17 protein-coding genes and 1 pseudogene are annotated in these 19,307 nt (G+C 65.0%); 8 read left to right on the top strand and 10 right to left on the bottom strand.

What is annotated here, in order from left to right:
• Both ABIC09_RS31355 and ABIC09_RS31350 read right to left on the bottom strand, forming a co-directional pair.
• The gene (locus ABIC09_RS31355; protein ID WP_354111675.1) at positions 1-1,227 is read right to left on the bottom strand and encodes an LON peptidase substrate-binding domain-containing protein; all 1,227 of its coding nucleotides are present in this window, start codon (positions 1,225-1,227) and stop codon (positions 1-3) included.
• A 176-nt stretch (positions 1,228-1,403) separates the two neighbouring features.
• Positions 1,404-1,721: a hypothetical protein gene (locus ABIC09_RS31350; RefSeq protein WP_148755783.1), complete on the bottom strand. Its 318-nt coding sequence runs from the start codon at positions 1,719-1,721 to the stop codon at positions 1,404-1,406.
• 145 nt (positions 1,722-1,866) lie between these two features.
• On the opposite strand from ABIC09_RS31350, the pseudogene ABIC09_RS31345 reads away from it, so the two are divergent.
• The 4 genes and pseudogenes from ABIC09_RS31345 to ABIC09_RS31330 form a co-directional block, all read left to right on the top strand.
• Positions 1,867-2,763, top strand: a pseudogene (locus ABIC09_RS31345) (PaaI family thioesterase); the annotation flags it as partial.
• Positions 2,764-2,934: 171 nt separating this feature from the next.
• Positions 2,935-3,237, top strand: a complete 303-nt coding sequence (locus ABIC09_RS31340; protein WP_354111674.1) for a PilZ domain-containing protein — start codon at positions 2,935-2,937, stop codon at positions 3,235-3,237.
• 4 nt (positions 3,238-3,241) lie between these two features.
• A complete protein-coding gene (locus ABIC09_RS31335) occupies positions 3,242-3,601 on the top strand; it encodes a hypothetical protein (RefSeq protein WP_354111673.1) in 360 nt (119 codons plus the stop codon).
• A gap of 128 nt (positions 3,602-3,729) precedes the next feature.
• Positions 3,730-4,095: a hypothetical protein gene (locus tag ABIC09_RS31330; RefSeq protein ID WP_187435400.1), complete on the top strand. Its 366-nt coding sequence runs from the start codon at positions 3,730-3,732 to the stop codon at positions 4,093-4,095.
• On the opposite strand, the gene poxB is transcribed toward ABIC09_RS31330, so the two are convergent.
• From poxB to ABIC09_RS31315, 3 genes are all read right to left on the bottom strand, one after another.
• Positions 4,092-5,828 (bottom strand): ubiquinone-dependent pyruvate dehydrogenase, encoded by a 1,737-nt coding sequence (gene poxB / locus ABIC09_RS31325; protein ID WP_354111672.1) that lies wholly within the window; start codon positions 5,826-5,828, stop codon positions 4,092-4,094. The two genes, ABIC09_RS31330 and poxB, sit on opposite strands and share 4 nt — an antisense overlap.
• An 81-nt stretch (positions 5,829-5,909) precedes the next feature.
• Positions 5,910-6,542: a 2-dehydro-3-deoxy-6-phosphogalactonate aldolase gene (locus tag ABIC09_RS31320; RefSeq protein ID WP_354111671.1), complete on the bottom strand. Its 633-nt coding sequence runs from the start codon at positions 6,540-6,542 to the stop codon at positions 5,910-5,912.
• Between the two features lie 13 nt (positions 6,543-6,555).
• Positions 6,556-7,470 (bottom strand): 2-dehydro-3-deoxygalactonokinase, encoded by a 915-nt coding sequence (locus tag ABIC09_RS31315; RefSeq protein ID WP_148755788.1) that lies wholly within the window; start codon positions 7,468-7,470, stop codon positions 6,556-6,558.
• A gap of 231 nt (positions 7,471-7,701) precedes the next feature.
• Here ABIC09_RS31315 and ABIC09_RS31310 point away from each other — a divergent pair, with 231 nt between their 5' ends.
• On the top strand, positions 7,702-8,799 hold the full coding sequence (locus ABIC09_RS31310; RefSeq protein ID WP_148755789.1) for an LLM class flavin-dependent oxidoreductase: 1,098 nt from the start codon (positions 7,702-7,704) through the stop codon (positions 8,797-8,799).
• A 57-nt stretch (positions 8,800-8,856) separates the two neighbouring features.
• Positions 8,857-9,411 (top strand): flavin reductase family protein, encoded by a 555-nt coding sequence (locus ABIC09_RS31305; protein WP_354111670.1) that lies wholly within the window; start codon positions 8,857-8,859, stop codon positions 9,409-9,411.
• Between the two features lie 168 nt (positions 9,412-9,579).
• On the opposite strand, the gene ABIC09_RS31300 is transcribed toward ABIC09_RS31305, so the two are convergent.
• The 4 genes from ABIC09_RS31300 to ABIC09_RS31285 all read right to left on the bottom strand — a co-directional run bounded on the left by ABIC09_RS31300 (position 9,580) and on the right by ABIC09_RS31285 (position 17,461).
• Entirely contained in the window at positions 9,580-11,430 is a 1,851-nt protein-coding gene (locus ABIC09_RS31300; protein WP_354111669.1) for a sigma-54-dependent Fis family transcriptional regulator, read from the bottom strand.
• A gap of 228 nt (positions 11,431-11,658) precedes the next feature.
• Positions 11,659-14,964 carry an acetyl-CoA carboxylase family protein gene (locus ABIC09_RS31295; RefSeq protein ID WP_354111668.1) on the bottom strand — a complete coding sequence of 1,102 codons (3,306 nt, stop codon included), beginning with the start codon at positions 14,962-14,964 and terminating at the stop codon, positions 11,659-11,661.
• Between the two features lie 127 nt (positions 14,965-15,091).
• Positions 15,092-15,766, bottom strand: a complete 675-nt coding sequence (locus ABIC09_RS31290) for an aspartate/glutamate racemase family protein (RefSeq protein ID WP_354111667.1) — start codon at positions 15,764-15,766, stop codon at positions 15,092-15,094.
• A 12-nt stretch (positions 15,767-15,778) separates the two neighbouring features.
• On the bottom strand, positions 15,779-17,461 hold the full coding sequence (locus ABIC09_RS31285; protein WP_354111666.1) for a methyl-accepting chemotaxis protein: 1,683 nt from the start codon (positions 17,459-17,461) through the stop codon (positions 15,779-15,781).
• Positions 17,462-17,762: 301 nt separating this feature from the next.
• Between ABIC09_RS31285 and ABIC09_RS31280 the strand changes: the two genes are divergently transcribed.
• Both ABIC09_RS31280 and ABIC09_RS31275 read left to right on the top strand, forming a co-directional pair.
• Positions 17,763-18,263, top strand: coding sequence for a hypothetical protein (locus ABIC09_RS31280; RefSeq protein WP_354111665.1), 501 nt, complete (start codon positions 17,763-17,765; stop codon positions 18,261-18,263).
• A gap of 11 nt (positions 18,264-18,274) precedes the next feature.
• On the top strand, positions 18,275-18,679 hold the full coding sequence (locus ABIC09_RS31275) for a hypothetical protein (protein ID WP_246230412.1): 405 nt from the start codon (positions 18,275-18,277) through the stop codon (positions 18,677-18,679).
• 3 nt (positions 18,680-18,682) lie between these two features.
• Here ABIC09_RS31275 and ABIC09_RS31270 read toward each other — a convergent pair whose 3' ends face one another.
• Positions 18,683-19,282, bottom strand: a complete 600-nt coding sequence (locus ABIC09_RS31270; protein ID WP_354082337.1) for a TetR/AcrR family transcriptional regulator — start codon at positions 19,280-19,282, stop codon at positions 18,683-18,685.
• Positions 19,283-19,307: the final 25 nt, after the last annotated feature.

Here is a 19,307-nt window from a genome sequence, read left to right as displayed (position 1 = left end):
TTAGGCTTTGTCCTTGGCCGCATTTCGCACAATGGCCTTGTCCACGCGCAACCGTGACACGCCCTGATCGGCGAGCATGCGCGCCGCGGGGCTTCGCATCTCCGGAAAGAGAGCGACGAGCGCATCGGTGCCCGTCACGGCAGGATTGCCGACCTCCTGGGCATGAAGCACGGCACGCTGGTCGACGCGCTCGAACGCCGGCGTGGGCACGGCGCTTCCTGCCTCGGTCACGATGTGCTTGAGCTCGTTATCGAGATACTGCACGAGGCTTTGTCTTAGCTTGTCAAGATCGGCATCGCAGGCGAGCATCACGATCGACGCGTCAGCATCATCGATCAGGGCCAGCAGCAGATGCTCGAGCGTCGCGTATTGATGGCGACGCCGATCAGCGTAATCGAGTGCCCGTCGTTTCGTGGCCGTGTAGTTTGCGGAAACCGGGCGCTGCGGCAGGTCGAGCAACGCTTCGATCCGCTCGAGCCGCTTCATCGGATCGAGCGTCGCCAGGAGCTCGTATTTGTCCCTGATCGGCAACTTCATCCGCGTCGCGACGGTATCGGCGATCTGTCCGGGATCTCGCATTTGATCGAAGAACAGCCAGATGTCCGGCACCAGAATTCCGTGAGCCGCCGTGTAATCCTGGAAGCGCTGATAGATCCTTCGGATCAAATCCCGCGCGTCACGGGCGGCTGCCTCGCTGACGTCAGCGACCTCGGCCCGATAGGCCGTCGCTTCAGCGGCAAAGCCGCGTAGCGCGACACGCCGAAGCCCCCGCGTCAGCACCCTGAACGTGCCGTCGCCGAGCGGTTCGAGTTCGAGCAGCTGGGCCAGGACACCGATCTCGTAGACATCGGAGAATCGGGGATCATCGACGGCCGCCTCTCGCTGGATCGCCAGCACGACCTCGCGCCCGCCTTCAAACGCCTGGTTCAGAGCCTCGACGGAGCTCTGGCGGCCCACGAACATGGGGTAGATCGCATGCGGAAATGGAACGAGATCGCGCAGCGGAACGGCCGGGTAGAACGCCGTTGCAGTGTTGAGCCGTGTAAGCGGCGTAGCCGTGTCGCGGCGCTCGGCGTGGAGCAGCGCCGACAACGTGTTCCAGTCGGCAACGCCGAGCATTCTCGACACCAGTTCGAGGCTCTCGCTGTGACTGATGGTGACGGCCTTGGTGGTCAGGGTGTCGCGCAGGGTCTGCGCCATAGCCTTGACATCGCGAAAATCGCGCATCAGTTCGTCCTCTGCATGAGCGATCCAGGTGTGTCAGGCGGTTGCGTTGCTGACCCGGTCGCTCGGGCAAAGGGGGCCGATCAGGGCTCGATACGTTCACCGTTCCACGGAGGGCGCAACCGGCAGGTCGTATCAACCTGCCGGAAAAGTGACGCAAAGCTGGTTGGCTGTCAATCTCAGTTCTTCACGGTCGGAATCGCTTCGTCCGGCTGCTGCTGTCCGAGCTTGAGCATCGCAAGCGCCTTGTCGAGCGCTTCGCGCAAGGCCAGCGCCGCTGCCGGGCTGCAGCGCAGATGCGCGGTCTGAACCACGTCGACCCTGACGGCGGCGCCGATCGGCATCAGGAGGTTCGCAGCGAGCTCGATCTGGATCGCACCGTTGTGATGGCCGAAGCAGGAGGCGCCGTCGAAATAGATGATCGGCGCCCGCTCGGAGCTCGAGCTGGAAATGGTCACAGGGCCCTGGCTGGTGGCGGGCGTTTCGGGATCGGCCATGGGCACTCCTTGGGCTAGTCGACGGGCGAAGCGCGCCCACCATCGTTGCTTCGGCCGGCTCTGTCGAGGCCAAACCGGCCGCAGGGCCGCCGCGGGGCACATTCAGAGTTTTGCGCCGTTCCCGACACTGGTCTAAAACGTCAGCATGTCCACCACACCGACCATACTTCCCTTCGAGGAACTCGCCGAAGCCATCAAGGGCCGCCGCTCCGATTACGGCCATATCAGCGGGCTCCAGCTCGACCGGTTCGCACCGGGCGAAGCCTGGTCGAGCCTGCCCTATCGCCCCGTCTTCGTCGGCGACACCGAGACCGGCGTGCTGCATGGCGGCGTCGTCACCGCGATGCTGGACGAGAGCTGCGGCATGGCGGTGCAGCTCGCGCTCGACGGCACCAGCGCGATCGCGACGCTCGATTTGCGCATCGACTACCAGAAGCCGGCTACGCCCGGCCTCGACATCAAGGCGCATTCGGTCTGCTACCGCACCACCCGCTCGATCGCCTTCGTGCGCTCCACGGCTTACCAGGAGTCGGAGGACGATCCGGTGGCGACCGCCACCGCCTGCTTCATGATCGGCGCCAACCGCACCAACATGCTTGCAGACCGCAGGATGGAGTCGCGCAGCATTCCGACGCTGGAGGCGCCGGAGGATCCGGATGGGCCGTTCGCCAACAGCCCGTTCGCGCGCTGCCTCGGTATTCGCCTGAATGATGACGGCACGTTGACGATGCCGTTCTCGCCAAAAATCATCGGCAACCCGATCCTGCCGGCGATCCATGGCGGCATGACCGGTGCCTTCCTCGAGACCACCGCGATCCTCGGCGTGCGGCGCGAGCTCGGGATCGCGACGCTGCCGAAGCCGATCGGGCTGACCGTCAACTATCTGCGCTCCGGCCGGGCACTGGACACAATTGCCAATGTCTCCATTGTGAAGCAGGGCCGGCGTATTGTCGCTTTCGAGGCGCGGGCCTGGCAGGACGATCCGGACAAGCCGATCGCATCGGCCTTCGGTCATTTCATGCTGCGCCAGAGCCCCGGGGATGGAGCAGGATCAGGCCGAGATCTCGCGGTGACGAACACGAGGCTGCCATGCGGCCACCGCGACAATGCTCCGTAGACTCCCGGAGGTACCGAAAACCGATCGTCTCCTTCACGAGCGCTTAAGTTGCACGTCTTATGATCGCCCATCATTGATCAGCGGGCGGTGCAGTACATGAGCATGCGGGAAAAGCGCCGCAAGAAGCGCGTCGCGTTCGACAATTGGTACGACACTACCCTCGTCGCCATCGATGGCACCTGGTCGCACAATGCGAAATTGCATGATATTTCAGACAGCGGTGCCAAGCTTCGCATCAGTAGTGAAGTCGCAGAGCGCGCGTGCAACGAGGAGTTCTTCCTCATGATCACGCCGGACGGAAGAGTTTCCAGGCGAGCCAAGATGGTCTGGAAAGATGGAAGCGATATCGGGATTCATTTTGTTACCGCGCCACGATCGCCGTCGCGCGAGAAGTCGTAAAATCATGCCGACCGTTCTGGAGCGCGCAATCGCCGGCTTCACTGCTCGCTCGTCGAAACGCAACGCCGCGATCGACGGCGCAAGGATTGCATCGCTCGCGGAATCCATTGATGCGGTCATTGCCGGACTCGTCGCCGAGCGGACCGGTTTGATTCGGCGGGTGAAGCGACTTCTGGATGAACCCGAAACTCTCGCGAAATGTAGTTCCGCCAGCAACGTGCAGCCGTCCAAGTCGGAGTTAAAACGTGTCGAGAACCGTCTCCGATCGCTCGACCTTCAGCTCTCGGAATGCCGGCACATCGAGGGCGCAATCGCGAATTTGCGCGGCCTGACAGGTGGCACGGGGCGAGCCGCAGGCGTATGAGGCGCCAACAGGCTTGCGGGCCGGGTAACGCCGCGCGGATCGATACGCCCGGTCCTCGCCACATTGGGACTTGACGGGCGACACCCGCGCCTACAACGATACCGCGGTTTCCACGAGAGGTACCGTCCGTGCGGCATCCGATCGACATCGTCGCCATGTTCGCCGCCATCTGGCTGTTGGCGTCGATGGTGCTCGACGCGCTGACGCCGAAGGAGCTGACGGCGGTCATGATCGCCATCGCGATCGGGCCCGCCGTAGTCATCACCGCCGTGTTCTATTACCTGCGCTGCCCGCGCATGGATTTCGCGGTGATCTTCGCAGCGCTCTGGCTGATCTCGGACATCGGCATTGCCTTCATCTCGCCGAAGGAACTGCCGCATTTCCTGATCGTGCTCGGCTTCGTGCCGGCGGCGCTGATCGGCATCGTGCTGCACTGGCAGCGCTTCCAGCGCCGCCATGAGCGGTTGCCTGTGCCGTCGGCGAAGCGCGGCTAGCGCGGCAGCAGATTCGTCTTCGCGAGATCCACGACCTCGTCGCCGCGGCCGTTCATCACCGCACGCAGCACCCACAAGCTAAACCCCTTGACCTGCTCCGCGGTGATGGTCGGCGGCATCGACAGCTCCTGCTTGGCGGTGACGACGTCGAGCAGCGCCGGACCGTTGTGGGCCAGCATCTCCTTCATCGCGCCCGGGAGCTCGCCGGGGTCCTCGACGCGCTTGGCGAAGATACCCATCGCACGTGCCATCGCGGCGAAATCGGGATTCTCCAGATCGACATTGGTGTCGACAAAGCCCGCCGCCTTCATCTCCAGCGCGACGAAGCCGAGCACGCCGTTGTTGAAGACGACAATCTTCACCGGCAGCTTCATCTGCGTCAGCGTGATCAGATCGCCCATGAGCATGGTGAAGCCGCCGTCGCCCGAGAGCGAGATCACCTGACGGGCGGGCTGCGAGGCCTGCACGCCGATCGCCTGCGGCATGGCGTTGGCCATCGAGCCGTGCACGAAGGAGCCGATCAGCCGGCGGCGACCGTTCATATTGAGATAGCGCGCAGCCCACACAGTGGGCGTGCCGACATCGGCGGTGAAGACGGCATCGTCACTCGCGTGGTCGCTGATGACTTTTGCGAGATATTGCGGATGGATCGGTTTGCTGCCCGGCGTGCCCTTGGCAAGCGAGTCGAGGCCCTCACGCGCCTTCTTGTAGTGCGCGACGGCATCGTCGAGATGCTTGCGCTGCGTCCTGGTCTTGAGCAGCGGCAGCAGCGCCTCGATGGTCAGCTTGACGTCGCCGACGAGGCCGAGATCGATCTTGCAGCGCCGTCCCAGATTTTCCGGGCGAATGTCGATCTGCGCGATCTTCGCATCATCAGGGAAGAACTGCCTGTAGGGAAAATCCGTGCCGAGCATCACCAGCGCATCGCAGGCGCGCATGGCGGCGTAGCCCGAGGAGAATCCGATGAAACCGGTCATGCCGACATCGTAGGGATTATCGTATTCGACATGCTCCTTGCCGCCGAGCGCGTGAACGATCGGGCTCTTCAGGGCTTCGGCAAGCTGCATCAGCGGCGCATGCGCGCCGGCACAGCCGCGGCCGCAGAACAGCGTGATGCGCTCGGCGCCGTTAAGGAGATCCGCGAGCGTCCTCAGCTCGTCGGCCTGCGGCACGATCTTTGGCGCGGACAACGCAAGCCCGCGGGTCGTCGACAGCGCGCGCTTCGGCGGCGTGCGGAAGGCGACGTCGCCGGGCATGGCAACGACGGCGACGCCACGCAGGCCCACCGCCGCGCGGATCGCGTTCTCCAGCACGAAAGGTAGCTGGCTCGGATCCGAGATCAGCTCGCAATAATGGCTGCATTCGCGAAACAGGTTTTGCGGATGAGTTTCCTGAAAATAGCCGCCGCCGATCTCGGCCGAGGGGATCTGCGCCGCGATCGCCAGCACCGGAACGCGGCTGCGATGGGCGTCGAACAGGCCATTGATCAGGTGCAGATTGCCCGGCCCGCAGGAACCCGCGCACACCGCAAGGCTGCCGGTCATCTCGGCTTCGCCGGCGGCCGCGAAGGCCGCGACCTCCTCGTGGCGGACGTGCACCCATTCGATGGTACCGCGGCGGCGCAGCGCCTCGGTAAGACCGTTCAGGCTGTCGCCGACAATGCCATAGATGCGCTTGACGCCGGCCTGTTCGAGCGTTGCCACGAACAGATCGGCTATGTTGTTGATCGCCATGTCGGTCTCCTGATCTCACGGATAGCAGCAAGATAGGACAACGCACGACCGTGACGACATCACGGCTTGTTTATTGCGGTGTCAGTCTTTCACAATCGCCCGATCATAGGCGTCGATTGTCGCTTTCGCGCGCGCCGCGACATCCGTAGCCGTCATGCCGGGCTTGTACAGGCTGGAGCCGAGCCCGAACGCGGTGACGCCGCCCTTGATGTATTCCGCAAAGTTCTGGTCGGAGACGCCGCCGACGGCTGCGATCATCACACCGGCCGGCAACACGGCGCGGATCGCGGCAATGCCGGAAGCGCCGAGCACGCTCGCCGGAAAGAACTTTAAGCCCGATGCGCCGGAGCGCGCCGCGAGCAGCGCCTCGGTCGGCGAGAACACGCCCGGCAACGTCACCATGGCGTACTGATGTGCACGCGCGAGCACCTGCGTATCCACATTCGGCGAGACCATCAGCGTGCCGCCGACGTCGTTGAGGCGATCGACATCCGCTGTGGTCAGCACAGTGCCGGCGCCGATGAGAACCCCGGCCGGTGCCTGCTTCACGGCGGTGCCGATCGAGCGGAATGGGTCCGGCGAGTTCAGGGGGATCTCGATCGCGGTCATGCCGGCCTCGATCAGCACGCCGACGATGGCCTCGGTCTCCTCGGGCTTGACGCCGCGCAGGATCGCGACCAGGGGCCGTTTCATCGGCGGAAAGGGAACGCTCATCTCGAAGGTCCTTCTATGTCGTCCAGATTGCCGCAGCGGCCATCGACAGGCCGCGGCGCACCGCGTCATCGGCATCGATCGGGTTCACGTCGACCTTCAGCGCGTCGAAGGCCTGCCGGTACAGAGCCGCCAGCCGCCCGGACGCGATCAGCGTGATGCCGGCTTTCGGCATAGTGCCTGAGAGACCCGCCGCCAGCTCGACGCCGATCAACGTGCCCGACAGCGTTTCGCGCGCCGCGGCCGGCGTGCCGCCGAACAGCAGCTGACGCGACCGCGCACCGAACAGGAGGTTTGCGGCGAAGGCCGGCGCCCCGTAGGCGGCTTTCACCGCCGCATTGAAGCTCGCGACATCCTCGGCCTCATCGGCGCCGGCCACCGCGAGCGACAAGATCGTCTCGCGCGATACGACGCTGAAGAGCTCACCAGTCATGAAGGTCGAAAAATGCGCGACCGTGCCGTCCTTCACCCGCACCCATTTGGAATGCGTGCCGGGCATGCAGACCAGCGCCTCGCCGGCGGGTTCCAGGCCGAGTGCGCCGAGCAATTGCGTCTCTTCGCCCCGCATCACGTCCGGCGCGGCTGTGTCGCGCTGCGCGATGCCCGGCAGGATGCGGATGTCGCGCCCTTCGCCCGGCACACGCGCGGCCTGCTTGAGGATTGCCGGCAAGGGCGCTGGCGTGTCGACGTAGCCGGCCTCGACCCAGCCGGTTTTGGCGCCGGCCATGCCGCAGACCAGAACCGGCAGATGATCCGGCGCGGCAACCGCCGCCAGGTGCGATTGCAGCACGCCGGGAAAGCCGGTCCTGGCGGCCGCCATCATGCCCTCGTCGCTGCGGCGCTCGGCCAGCACGTGACCTGCGCGATCGACCAGCCAGAGCCGAAAGCTGCTGGTGCCCCAGTCCACCGCGACAAAAGCGGGTTCGGTCATTTCGAATCGTATCCTTGGTCTTCCCTTGGTCTCACGGCCAAGACGTCGTCTCGCGACAATGAGACGGGCGCTTCGCAAATCTGCCCCGGGATATCGGCAATTGGTGCCCCAAACCAGCCTTTTCTCGCAGGTCTGGGGCACGGCCCACGCTGGCACACCGCTTGCTGAAGCTGTTCTTGTTTACGTCCCGGAACGCGCAGCAAGACGCGTCAACATCAGATGAGGAAACCCATGGAGATCGGCTATTTCACGATGCCTTCGCACCCGCCGGAGTGTGGCCTGAAGGAAGGAAACGACTGGGACCTGCAGACCCTGCGCTGGCTCGACGAGCTCGGCTATCAGGAGGCCTGGGTCGGCGAGCATCACACTGCGCCGTGGGAACCCAATCCCACCCCGGACCTTCTGATCGCGCAGGCGCTGATGCAGACCAAGAATATCCGCATCGGCCCGGGCGGCTTCCTGCTGCCCTATCACCACCCGGCCGAGCTCGCCAACCGCGTCGCGATGCTGGACCACCTCTCCGAGGGCCGCCTTAATTTCGGCGTCGCGGCGAGCGGCCTGCCGAGCGACTGGGCGATGTTCAACGTCGACGGCATGAGCGGGCAGAACCGCGACATGACCCGCGAGGCGCTGGAGATCATCCTGAAGCTGTGGTCCGATCCCGCGCCCTTCACCTACAAGGGCAAATTCTGGACGGTGACCAAGCCGGACACGATGTTCGATTTCCTCAAGCCCCACATCAAGCCGTTGCAGGCGCCGCATCCGCCGATCGGCGTTGCCGGGCTGTCGAAGAACTCGGATACGCTCAAGCTCGCGGGCGAGCGCGGCTTCATCCCGATGAGCCTCAACCTCAACCCGGCCTATGTCGGCAGCCATTGGGATTCGGTCGAGATTGGCGCTGCCAAGACCGGACGCAAGCCGAACCGCGCGGACTGGCGTCTGGTGCGTGAAGTGTTCGTCGCCGACACCGACGAGGAGGCCTGGAAGCTCTCGACCGGCGACATGATGGGCCGGATGATGCACGAGTACTTCCTGCCGCTGCTCGGCCATTTCGGCTTCAAGGATTATCTGAAGCACGCGCCCGACGTGCCCGATAGCGACGTCACCGTCGAATATTGCGCCAAGCGGAACTGGGTCGTCGGCTCGCCCGCGACGGTCGCCGAGAAGATCGAGAAGATCTACGACGAGGTCGGCGGCTTCGGCGTGCTGCTGGTGTTTGGCTTCGACTACAAGCACAAGCCGGAAGCCTGGCACCACTCGCTCTCGCTGCTCAAGAACGAGGTGATGCCGCGCCTGAAGCATCTCGGCTCCGCGAAGAAGGCGGCTTGACCGAATGCGGGTGCGGCGCGAACCTGCCGCACCCGTATTCAATTCGGAGATTTTCGCGTGAGCGTCGACGCAAAAGATTTCAAGCAGGCGATGCGCCAATGCACCGGCGCGGTTGCGCTGGTCACGGTGGGCGCCGAGCACGGCAAGCGCACGGGACTCACGGTGACCTCGGCCTGCTCGCTGTCGGATAGTCCGCCGTCGCTGATCGTCAGCGTCAACCGCAACGCCAGCGCGCATGGGCGCATCCGCGAGGAAGGCGCCTTCGCGATCAATTTCCTGCACGAGGATCACGCGCTGCTGGCGCTGACCTTCAGCGGCCAGAAGGGCATCAATGGCGACGACCGCTTTGCGTTCGGCCAGTGGACACGCGGAGCAACCGGGGCACCCGTGCTGACGGATGCGGTGGCCGCGTTCGACTGCGTGCTGACGCAGGAATTCGAGACCAGGACGCATTCGATCTTCGTCGGCGAGGTGCGCGGCGCGACGCATTCCGACGGGGCCTCGCCTCTGGTCTATCTGCGCAGCAGTTTCCACAGCCCGCACGAAATCCGCGGCACAGTTTCAGTCGGCGACCTTGATTCGCGGCATCTGAGCTGGAGCGATTTTTCGTAGTGTCTTCCCTTCTCCCCTTGTGGGAGAAGGTGGCGCGAAGCGCCGGATGAGGGGTATCTCTCCGCGCACACAAGTGGCGATGTGAATTCGCGGAGCCAGACCCCTCACCCGTCTCGCCGCTGCGCGGCGAGCCACCCTCTCCCACAAGGGGAGAGGGAAAGAAAAGCGCTATTGCGCGGTCTCGATCTTCAGCTGCTTGATCTTGCGATACAACGTCGCGCGGCTGAGCTTCAACGCCCGTGCCGCTTCGGTGACGCGGCCGCCATGCTTGCGGAGCGCTTCGACGATCGTCACGCGCTCGGCCGCTTCGAGATCGCTCTCCGCGGCCCTTCCGCCAAACGGCGGCAGGTCGAGATCAGCGTCGGTGATGACGCCCTCCTCCGCCGTGCAGCCGGCGAGCCGCAGCACGTGGCGGAGCTGACGCATGTTGCCGGGGTAGGAATAGGCCGACAGCAGCGACCAGGCTTCATCCGATAGCCTGCAGTTCGGCGCCTCCTCGCGCGCGATCTGGCGGATGATGTCATCCCGGTCGGCGCGCTCGCGCAGCGCCGGCAGCCGCACCTCCATGCCGCGCAAGCGGAAATAGAGGTCGGCGCGGAAGGCGCCCTGCTCGGCCATGCGGCCGAGATCGCGATGGGTGGCGCTGATCAATCGGATATCCACCGGTACCGGCTTCAGCGCACCGAGCGGCCAGACCTCGCGATTCTCCAGCACGCGCAAGAGCCGCGTCTGCAGCGCGATCGGCATGTCGCCGATCTCATCCAGGAACAGCGTACCGCCGTCGGCCTGCACGATCAGGCCCTTCGAGCCGTCGCGGCGTGCGCCGGTGAAGGCGCCGGCCTCGTAGCCGAACAGCTCGGCGTCGATCAGGCTCTCCGGCATCGCCGCGCAGTTCAGCGCAACGTAGTTGTTGCGGGCACGGTTGCTCGCGGCATGAATCGCGCGCGCGAACACATCCTTGCCGACGCCGGTCTCGCCATGCAGCAGCACCGGCAGATTGTGATCGCCGATGCTCCTCAGCCGCTTCATGCTTTTGACCAGGCCGGGATCATTGCCTGCTAGCCGATGCAACGCGTCGAACCGATCGACGGACGCATCACGGCGCAGCGTCGAGGATTTTGCACGCAGCGGCGGCGCAACATGGCCCTGGCCCAAAGGGCGGCCATCGGCGCGGCGGAGCTCGACGATCTCGTCCGCATGGCGCGAATGGTCGATCTTGACGTAGCGCGACAGATCGATGCCGGATGCAATCAGGCCATCGGTCAGGCCCAGCAAGGCACGCGCCGATCGGCAGGCGCCGACGATGCGGCGATCGTCATCATAGGCGAGCAGGCCGCTGCCGCCATCGCCCGGCACAGTCGCGATCCACGCATTGCGGAAATGATCGCGGAAGATCGCGCCCTCCATGCGCCGCGTCGCCTCCATCGTCACCGCAAGTGCAAGCTGATGCGCGGCGCGTTCGAGATCCTCGCGGCAGGAGGTGATGTTAACGGCGCCGGCGAGGCGCCCGGCCTGATCGAACAGCGGAGCCACCGCGCAGGAGAACATGTGCCACTGTGCACGAAAATGCTCATCGCGATGCACCAGGATCGGCTTCCGCTCTGCGAGCGCGGTACCGAGCCCGTTGGTGCCCTCAAACGTCTCGGCAAAGTTCGAGCCGGTGTAGATCTTCCAGTCCATGAACATCCGCGCGTCGGCCTCGCCGGGCAGACGGCTGAACAGCATGGTCGCATTCGCGTCAGCGAGATTGACGCAATAGCCGGCATCGCGCAGCACGCGGGCGAGATCGTCGAGCTCGGGCGTCAGCAGCCTGATGGTCTGTTCCAAGGGCTCGGCGACGTGACGGATCTCGGCTTCAGTGAGCGTCTGCGGCGGGCCCTGGCGGGCGGGATCGAGCTTGTGGCTGATCAGGCAGCGCCGCCAGGAGGTCGCGATCCGCGACTCCGCGTCGACGTCAGCCGCATGATTGGCCACGGACAAGACACGGGCGACATGATTCGAGGCCGAAAGGCTGGCCATCGCGGACGTCTCCACCCTGTATTATTGTGCAAAGTCTGGCACCACAGGCGGGGATGTCAATCGGGAACCGGGACGACCCAACGGCGCACATCGCCGTCATGGCCGGGCTTGTCCCGGCCATCCACGCCTCTGCCGCGCATGCGAAAGAACGTGGATGCCCGGGACAAGCCCGGGCATGACGATGTGGAAGCAGATTGTCTCAAGCAACTCTGATTTGCTGCACCGCCGTCACCACGTGTCGATACACGGCCGCTTCTTCTCCGTCCGCACCGGCGGCTTCGGCACCGAACGGAGCCCCGCCATGATCCAGCGCCGCGTCTCGGCGGGGTCGATCACGTTGTCGATCTCGAACACCGAGGCAATCGAGACCGCCTTGCCGTTGGCGTAGAGCTCGGCGACCTTGTTGCGGTAATAGGTCTCGCGCTCCTCGGGATCGGCGATCGCCTCCATTTCCTTGCGGAAGCCGAGGCGAACATAGCCCTCCAGCCCCATGCCGCCGAACTCGCCGGTCGGCCAGGCCGCCGTGAAGAACGAGGCGTGGAAGCCGCCGCCGATCATCGACTGCGCGCCGAGGCCGTAGCCCTTGCGCAGCACGATGCCGAACAGCGGCACGGTGAGGCTCGCACCCGTCACGAACACGCGCGAGACGTGGCGCACGATCGCAGTCTTCTCGGCTTCCGGGCCAACCATGAAGCCGGGCGTGTCGCACAGCGAGACGATCGGCAGATCGAAGGCGTCGCAGAGCTGGAGGAAGCGCGCGGCCTTGTCGCCGGCATCGGCATCGATCGCGCCGCCGAGATGGCGCGGATTGTTGGCGATCAGGCCGAACGGTTTGCCTTCGATGCGGATCAGCGCGGTGATCATGCCGACGCCGTAGTCGCGGCGCAGCTCCAGCACGCTGTCCTTGTCGGCGACGAGATCGATCACGCTGCGGATGTCGTAGACACGTAGGCGATTCTCGGGGATCGCGCGGCGGAGCAGGCGCTGGTCGGCCGCCTGCCACTCCGTTACCGCGCCCTGGAAGTAGGACAGGTATTTCTGCGCGACGGATGTCGCCTCTTCTTCGTCCTCAACCACGATGTCGATGACGCCGTTCGGCGACTGGAACGAGACCGGACCGACCTCGGCCGGGTGATAGACGCCGAGCCCGCCGCCCTCGATCATCGCAGGACCACCCATGCCGATCGAGGCGTTCTTGGTGGCGATGATGACATCGCAACAGCCGAGCATCGCGGCGTTGCCAGCGAAGCAATAGCCGGAGACCACGCCGATGACAGGCACGAGACCGGAGAGCCTTGCGAACTGCACGAAGGATGGGCCGTCGAGGCCGGTCATGCCGAGCCGGTCGGTGTCGCCCGGACGGCCGCCGCCGCCCTCGGCATAAAACACCAGCGGCAGGCGCCAGTCTTCCGCCAGCGTGAGCATGCGGTCGATCTTCTTGTGGTTCATATGACCCTGCGTGCCCGCGAGCACGGTGTAGTCATAGGCCACGACAATGCAGCGCGCGGCATCGCCGCCGAACTTCTCGGCGTTGACGGTGGCAACGCCCATGACGAGGCCGTCGGCCGGGGTATTCCTGATGAGATCGTCGAGCTTGCGACGACGCCGCTGGGCGGCAATGGCGAGGCTGCCATATTCCATGAACGAGCCGTCGTCCACGAGCTGCGCGATGTTCTCGCGCGCGGTGCGCTGATTGGAGTTGCGGCGGCGCTCGACCGAGGCCGGGCGGTTCGCATCGAGCGTGTTGGCCTGGCGCGCGATCAGCTCGGCGAGATCGGGTCGGGTGTGGTCGAGATCGACATCGGCTTCGACCGCCGACGCATCCGCGGCGACGTCGAGCGGCTCGAGATAGAGGATCGACTCGCCATGCATCAGCGTGTCGCCGTCGCCGGCCGCGAGCTTCATGACGCGGCCGCCCTGTTCGGCCATCACCAGATGCTCCATCTTCATGGACTCGATCACGGCGAGCTGCTGCCCCGGGCGCACGATCTCGCCTTCCTTCACCTGGATGGTGACGATGGTGCCTTGCAAGGGCGCGGCGACCATCACCGTACCCTCTGGCACGATCTGCGCGACGTGGGTCTCGGCGGCGTGAGCGCCGCCTCGCTCGGCCGCAGCAAAATAGAGCGGCTTCGCCACGCCATCGGCCGCCTCGACCAGCTTTGCGACATTGCGATCGATGAAGTCGGTCGCAATGCGATTGGTCCGGAAATCCGGGTGCGCCAGCACTGCCTGGAGGAAGGCGATGTTGGTGACGACGCCGTCGATCCGGAACTCCCGTAGGGCACGCGACGCCTTAGCGACGACATCGTGCCAAGCTTCACCCGGCGTATGCACGATGACCTTGGCCAGCAGGGAGTCGAACGCCGCGCTGGTCTTGTAGCCGGCATAGCCAAAACTATCGACGCGGACGCCCGGCCCTGACGGCGGCTCGAACACGGCGAGCACGCCGCCGGTCGGATGCGTCGCGCCGGTTTCGTCCAGCGTCTCCATGTTGACGCGGAGCTGCATGGCATAGCCGCGGGGATTCGGAATTGAGTCCTGCGCCAGACCGAGCGAGGCCAATGTGCTGCCTGCAGCAATCGCAAGCTGGGCGCGGACGAGATCGAGGCCGAGCACCTCTTCCGTCACGGTGTGCTCGACCTGGAGCCGCGGATTGGCCTCGATGAAGGCAAAGCTGTCCTCGGCCGTGCCGTCGACCAGGAATTCGAAAGTGCCGAGACTGTCATAAGCCGCCGCCGTCGCGAGCTGCTTGGCCGCCTCGATGATGCGACCGCGCAAGGTCTCGCTGAGCGACGGGCTCGGCGCAACTTCGATCAACTTCTGATGCCGGCGCTGAATGGTGCATTCGCGCTCCCAGAGATGAGAGATCGCGCCGTGGCGGTCGCCGATGATCTGTACCTCGATATGGCGCGCCTGCCGGATCAGCCGCTCGGCATAGACGCCGTCATAGCCGAACGCCGCCTTGGCCTCGGACTGGCAGCGCGCATAGGCTTCCGCGAGATCGGCTGCGTTCTCGACAACACGCATGCCGCGGCCGCCGCCGCCGGCCATCGCCTTGATCACGATCGCCGCGTTGCTGCCGAGCGAGGTGAAGAACGCCGTGATCTCGTCGAGCGACGACGGACCGCTGGTGCCCGCAATGATCGGCACGCCGCAGCGTCTTGCCAGTTGCCGTGCCGCGACCTTGTCGCCGAACAGTTCGAGCGCTGCCGGCTTGGGCCCGACAAAGACGATGCCCGCGTCCGCGCAGGCCTTGGCGAACGCGGCATTCTCGCTCAGAAAACCATAGCCGGGATGCACGGCATAGCAGGAGGCAGCCTTCGCCGCCTTCACCACCGCTTCGATGTCGAGATAGGCCCGCGCACCGCGGCCGGAAATTTCCACCGCCTGGTCGGCCACGCGCACATGCAGCGACAGCGCATCGTCGGCCGGGTGGATCGCGACCGTGGCTATGCCTGCATCGGCCGCTGCGCGCGCGATACGGATGGCAATCTCGCCGCGATTGGCGATCAGGAGTTTTTTGAACGACATGCAGCGGTCTCCATGGCCCCGCAGCCAGACGCCGGGCGGCAGGTTCGATGATCCTGCTTCTTCACTTTAGCCGCAGTCGTCAAGGGAGAGGAAGCGGTCGCTGTAACAACTCCCGCGGGCCGGAATATCAGTTGGCCGGTGGCGCTTCGATGAGGCGAATAATCCGCATCACAGCAGACCGGATCGGCGCGATGACCGGCACGGTGAACATCAGCCGCAGGTCGCGCGCGGCCTCACCGAGTGGCCCGCCGCCGATGATGACCGCCTCGGCACCATCCTGCGCGATGCAGGCTTCGACCGCGCCGGCGAGCGCTACGCGCAGCCGCGCCGGATCGCGCATCAACTCTTGCGGATCGCCCTGGGCGAAGCGGGTACCGGTGTAGTGGGATCGCAATCCCAACGCGACCGGTAGCGCGTCGATCTTCGCCTTCAGCAACGGCGTCGTGGTCGCCACGCCGAAGCGGCGGCCGTTCTCTGCGGCTTCCAGCATCGAGGACTCGCCGATACCGACCGCGGGCAGCGTCATCGCCGACTTTATTCCCACGAGGCCGGGATCTCCAAAGGCGGAGACGATGATGCCGTCGCAGGAATTCTGTTGCGCTCTCGCGATCTCCTCGACCTCAGGGGCGGTCGCCTCGAGCGCGTGCGGTGTCACGATCATCGACGGCGCGCGCTCTGCCGTAGCGCCGAGGATGTCGAACCCGCCTATCGCGACGGACTTCGCGATGGCGACCATCATCGCGGTGGTCGCCTCAAGGCTGTTCGGATTGATCAGGAGGATGCGACGAGGGTTGGAGACCATCCCCCGGCTATACTAGGCCGCTCGCACGCCCGCAACGAACGCACTGACCTCGTCCTCCAGCGATTGCAGCTTCTCGGTCAGGCGTCCACTCGACTTCAGCACGAGGCCAGCGGCCTGGCCGGTCTCCGCCGTCGCATCGGTGACGCCGGAGATGTTTTGCGAGACCTGGTCGGTGCCGGAGGCCGCTTCCTGCACGCTGTGCGCAATGGCCTGCGTCGCGGCGCCCTGCTCCTCGACTGCGGCTGCGATCGACGAGGAGATCTCGTTGACCTCCATGATGGTCTTGCGAATGTTGTCGATGTTGCCGACGACCTGGTTGGTCTCGGCCTGGATCGCACTGATCTGCGCGCCGATCTCGTCGGTCGCCTTCGCGGTCTGGCTCGCCAGCGACTTCACTTCGCTCGCGACCACGGCAAATCCCTTGCCGGCCTCACCCGCGCGGGCGGCTTCGATCGTGGCATTGAGCGCAAGCAGATTGGTCTGCGAAGCGATCTGGTTGATGAGGTCGATGACCTCGCCGATCTTGTGGGCGGCCGCGGCCAGCCCCTGCACGGTGTCGTTGGTGCGCTGACCGTCGGCGGCCGCCTTGTCGGCCACGGACGCCGCCTGCGCGACGCGCTGGCTGATCTCGGTGATCGAGGACGACAGCTGGCCGGCGGCCGAGGCCACCGTCTGCACATTGCTCGAAGCCTGCTGGCAGGCGGTGGCGACGAAGCTCGCGCGATCGGTCGCCTTGTTCGCGGTCTCCGACATGCCTTGCGCAGCCTGCTGCATCGTCCGCGCCTCGTTGAAGACGTCGCGGACGACGGCCTGGACGCTTGCCTCGAACCTGCCGGCGAGATCGGTCATGGTCTTGCGCTTCTCGTCGTCGGCCCGCTGCTTGGTCTCCTGCTGCTCGGCATGCATCCGGCCTACCGCCGACGCATTGTCCTTGAACACGGCGAGCGCCCTGGCGAGCCCGCCGACCTCGTTGCTGAGGTTGGTGTAGGGCACCTCGAAGGCGCCGTCGCCAGCGGCGAGGCGCTCGGTCAAGTCGGTGATTTTCGCCAGCGGCCGGGTCACGCTGCGGCCGATCACGAAGGAGGCGCCGAGCACGAGCACAAACACCGCAAGGCACACCAGACCGAACGTCATCGCATCCTGGCGGAAGACGGCATCGACGTCGTCGAGATAGATACCTGTGCCGATGATCCAGCCCCAGGGCGAAAAGCCCTTTACATAGGAAATCTTGGCTACGGGCTGGTCGAAGCCGGGCTTCGGCCAGAGGTAGCTGTAGAAGCCCGCACCCTGCGTCTTGACGACGTCAACGAACCCCATGAACAGCGCGTTGCCGGCCGGATCTTTCATCCCAGAGAGATCCTTGCCGTCAAGCTCGGGCTTGATCGGGTGCATGACCATCTTGGGGGCCATGTCGTTGATCCAGAAATACTCGACCTTGTCGTAGCGCAGGCTCTTGATTTCGACCATCGCGGCGGCCTGCGCCTGCTCGCGCGTGAGCTTTCCGTCGCTCTCGAGCTTCTGGTAATGCGCCAGGATGCCGTAGCCGACATCGACCATGTGCTGCGTCTTGGCCTGGCGGTCGGCGACCATCTGGCTACGCAGGGTCGACAGCGCGATCGGCACCAGCGCGATCATGCCGAGGAGGCTGATGCCGACAATGAGGACCAGCTTGAAACTGATGCGGGAGAAAATCATCGGTGCTCACAAAATTGGCGGGGCTGATATGCCATTTTATCCTGATCGTCTTAGCAAAGCCTTAAGCATTCAGGTTCCCGAACTCCCGCAAAAGGTGCCCGGAAGCCGCCAGGGCTGGTCCGTCTGATGCGCACTTTGGAATTCGTCGACATTTTGCAATCGCATTGGAATGGCTCCAAAGACCGAGCGTCCAATGCTTTCGCGTTTCTAGAAGACCTCGATATCGGTCTTGCCAGCGTTGACTTGCGCGTTCCCCTGGCAGAACGATCGACGCAAGGCGTAGCCATTTGCCAGAGGCTCCATGCATCAATCGACAGACACCAGGACGCTTGACCTTCCCGCGCTGTGCGCAGCCGAGCGGCTCTTCATCTGGGGATTTCGCGCGAAGGCGCGAAGCGGGACCGCCGTTCCGACGGCGGCGGATGTCCGAGAGGTCTACGACCATTTTCGCGTCGGCGACGCCGTGCCCTCGCTGGAAGCGATCATCGAGATCTTTGCGTGCACGGCACATACGGCCGTTGAGGTTCATTGCCCCACTTGCCCGAAGATGTCGGAGAGCGAGCACGGAATTTTGCACGCGATCGCCGCGGCGCAAGAGGAGCGCATCGATGTCGCGCGCGAGCAGTTCGAAAGCTGGCTGCCTCCAGTTTGCGCGGATTGGGCGCTCGCCCCTGTCAGAGGACTTGCGACGATCTTCCGCATGGCCGGTCTCATCTTGCCGGATCGACACGTCCGGGCTCCCGGCGTTATGCAGACGATGGCGATGAAGAGCTGGTTCGTCGGAAGCCCCACATTGCACTGACGAGATCGTTCATGATGCAGGACAATCCGCGAGGCATGGAAGGCTGCGATGATTTCTGCCGCACTGCGCTCTCGCTGTTCCGGTTCATCGGCGCGGCCTATGCGACCGGCGCGTCCGATTGCTGGGAGGCGGCCTATCGCTTCGCGGACGAGGCGCCCGGCATTTCCGACAGCCCGCTGCTGGTCGCACGCGTTGCCGCGCTGGTCCGAATCCTGCGCTGCGGACGTGCCTGCGATCTGTGCTTCATGCCGCCGTCGTGCCGGCGGCTGTCAAAGGACGAGGCGGAATTGATGCGACTCCTGGCTGTTGCGCGTCGCAGGGACCCAGGTGAACTCAAGACCGCCGTCGGCCAGCTCGTCGGGATCGAGCAGGAGAGCGCGGCCACGCAGGCCGTCAACGCGCTTGCATTCTGCTGAGGCCTAGCGGGCACCCCTGCCGAGCACGAGGTCGATGGTGTGGGCAGCAATCTTGCGCAGCTGGGGCTCGTCACCGAAGGCGCGTTCGAGCACCGCGAGACCGCGCGTGACCGTGATGATGTGCAGCGCTGCGGCCGCCGGGTTGCCGCTGAACTCGCCGCGCTCGGCGCCCGCCGACAATGTGTCCTCAACCAGCGCGGTGATGCGCGACACCAGGTTCGCAAAAGCTCTCCGCGCGTCTTCGTCGAGCCCCTCGCCTTCAGCGGCGCCGAGCTCCATCAGCCCCCGCGTCGTCGGACATCCGCGCGGCGGCGAGCCGGATCGGAAATTGGTGATGGTCAGGTCGAAAAATGCGATGAGGCGCTTACGCAACGAGCCCGCGCCGAGCGCCTTCTGCAAGGCGACGAGATAGTCGCCGGCGTAGCGCTCATAGGCCTGGAGGAACAAGGCCTCCTTGCTGCCGAACGCATTGTAGAGGCTGCCGCGCTGAACGCCGGCATCGCGCGCGATGTCGGACAGCGAGGTGCCGCGCACGCCCTTGCGCCAGAACTGGTCGAACGCGATGCGCAGGACGTCGTCGTGATCGAACTCGCGCGGCCTCACATCATGCTCCCTGTCGACGGCATAT

The sequence above is a fragment of the Bradyrhizobium sp. S3.12.5 genome (assembly GCF_040548225.1).
GTDB lineage: Bacteria > Pseudomonadota > Alphaproteobacteria > Rhizobiales > Xanthobacteraceae > Bradyrhizobium > Bradyrhizobium cytisi.
Note: the sequence above shows the minus strand (reverse complement) of the source record. Positions and strands in the feature narration are given on the sequence as shown.

Coding starts and splice junctions, on each gene's coding strand:
- ABIC09_RS31310 (WP_148755789.1), top strand. CDS start 7,702: ATGGAGATCGGCTATTTCACGATGCCTTCGCACCCGCCGGAGTGTGGC.
- ABIC09_RS31315 (WP_148755788.1), bottom strand. CDS start 7,470: ATGACCGAACCCGCTTTTGTCGCGGTGGACTGGGGCACCAGCAGCTTT.
- ABIC09_RS31290 (WP_354111667.1), bottom strand. CDS start 15,766: ATGGTCTCCAACCCTCGTCGCATCCTCCTGATCAATCCGAACAGCCTT.
- ABIC09_RS31275 (WP_246230412.1), top strand. CDS start 18,275: ATGATGCAGGACAATCCGCGAGGCATGGAAGGCTGCGATGATTTCTGC.
- ABIC09_RS31280 (WP_354111665.1), top strand. CDS start 17,763: ATGCATCAATCGACAGACACCAGGACGCTTGACCTTCCCGCGCTGTGC.
- ABIC09_RS31300 (WP_354111669.1), bottom strand. CDS start 11,430: ATGGCCAGCCTTTCGGCCTCGAATCATGTCGCCCGTGTCTTGTCCGTG.
- ABIC09_RS31295 (WP_354111668.1), bottom strand. CDS start 14,964: ATGTCGTTCAAAAAACTCCTGATCGCCAATCGCGGCGAGATTGCCATC.
- ABIC09_RS31340 (WP_354111674.1), top strand. CDS start 2,935: ATGAGCATGCGGGAAAAGCGCCGCAAGAAGCGCGTCGCGTTCGACAAT.
- ABIC09_RS31335 (WP_354111673.1), top strand. CDS start 3,242: ATGCCGACCGTTCTGGAGCGCGCAATCGCCGGCTTCACTGCTCGCTCG.
- ABIC09_RS31350 (WP_148755783.1), bottom strand. CDS start 1,721: ATGGCCGATCCCGAAACGCCCGCCACCAGCCAGGGCCCTGTGACCATT.
- ABIC09_RS31285 (WP_354111666.1), bottom strand. CDS start 17,461: ATGATTTTCTCCCGCATCAGTTTCAAGCTGGTCCTCATTGTCGGCATC.
- ABIC09_RS31355 (WP_354111675.1), bottom strand. CDS start 1,227: ATGCGCGATTTTCGCGATGTCAAGGCTATGGCGCAGACCCTGCGCGAC.
- ABIC09_RS31320 (WP_354111671.1), bottom strand. CDS start 6,542: ATGAGCGTTCCCTTTCCGCCGATGAAACGGCCCCTGGTCGCGATCCTG.
- poxB (WP_354111672.1), bottom strand. CDS start 5,828: ATGGCGATCAACAACATAGCCGATCTGTTCGTGGCAACGCTCGAACAG.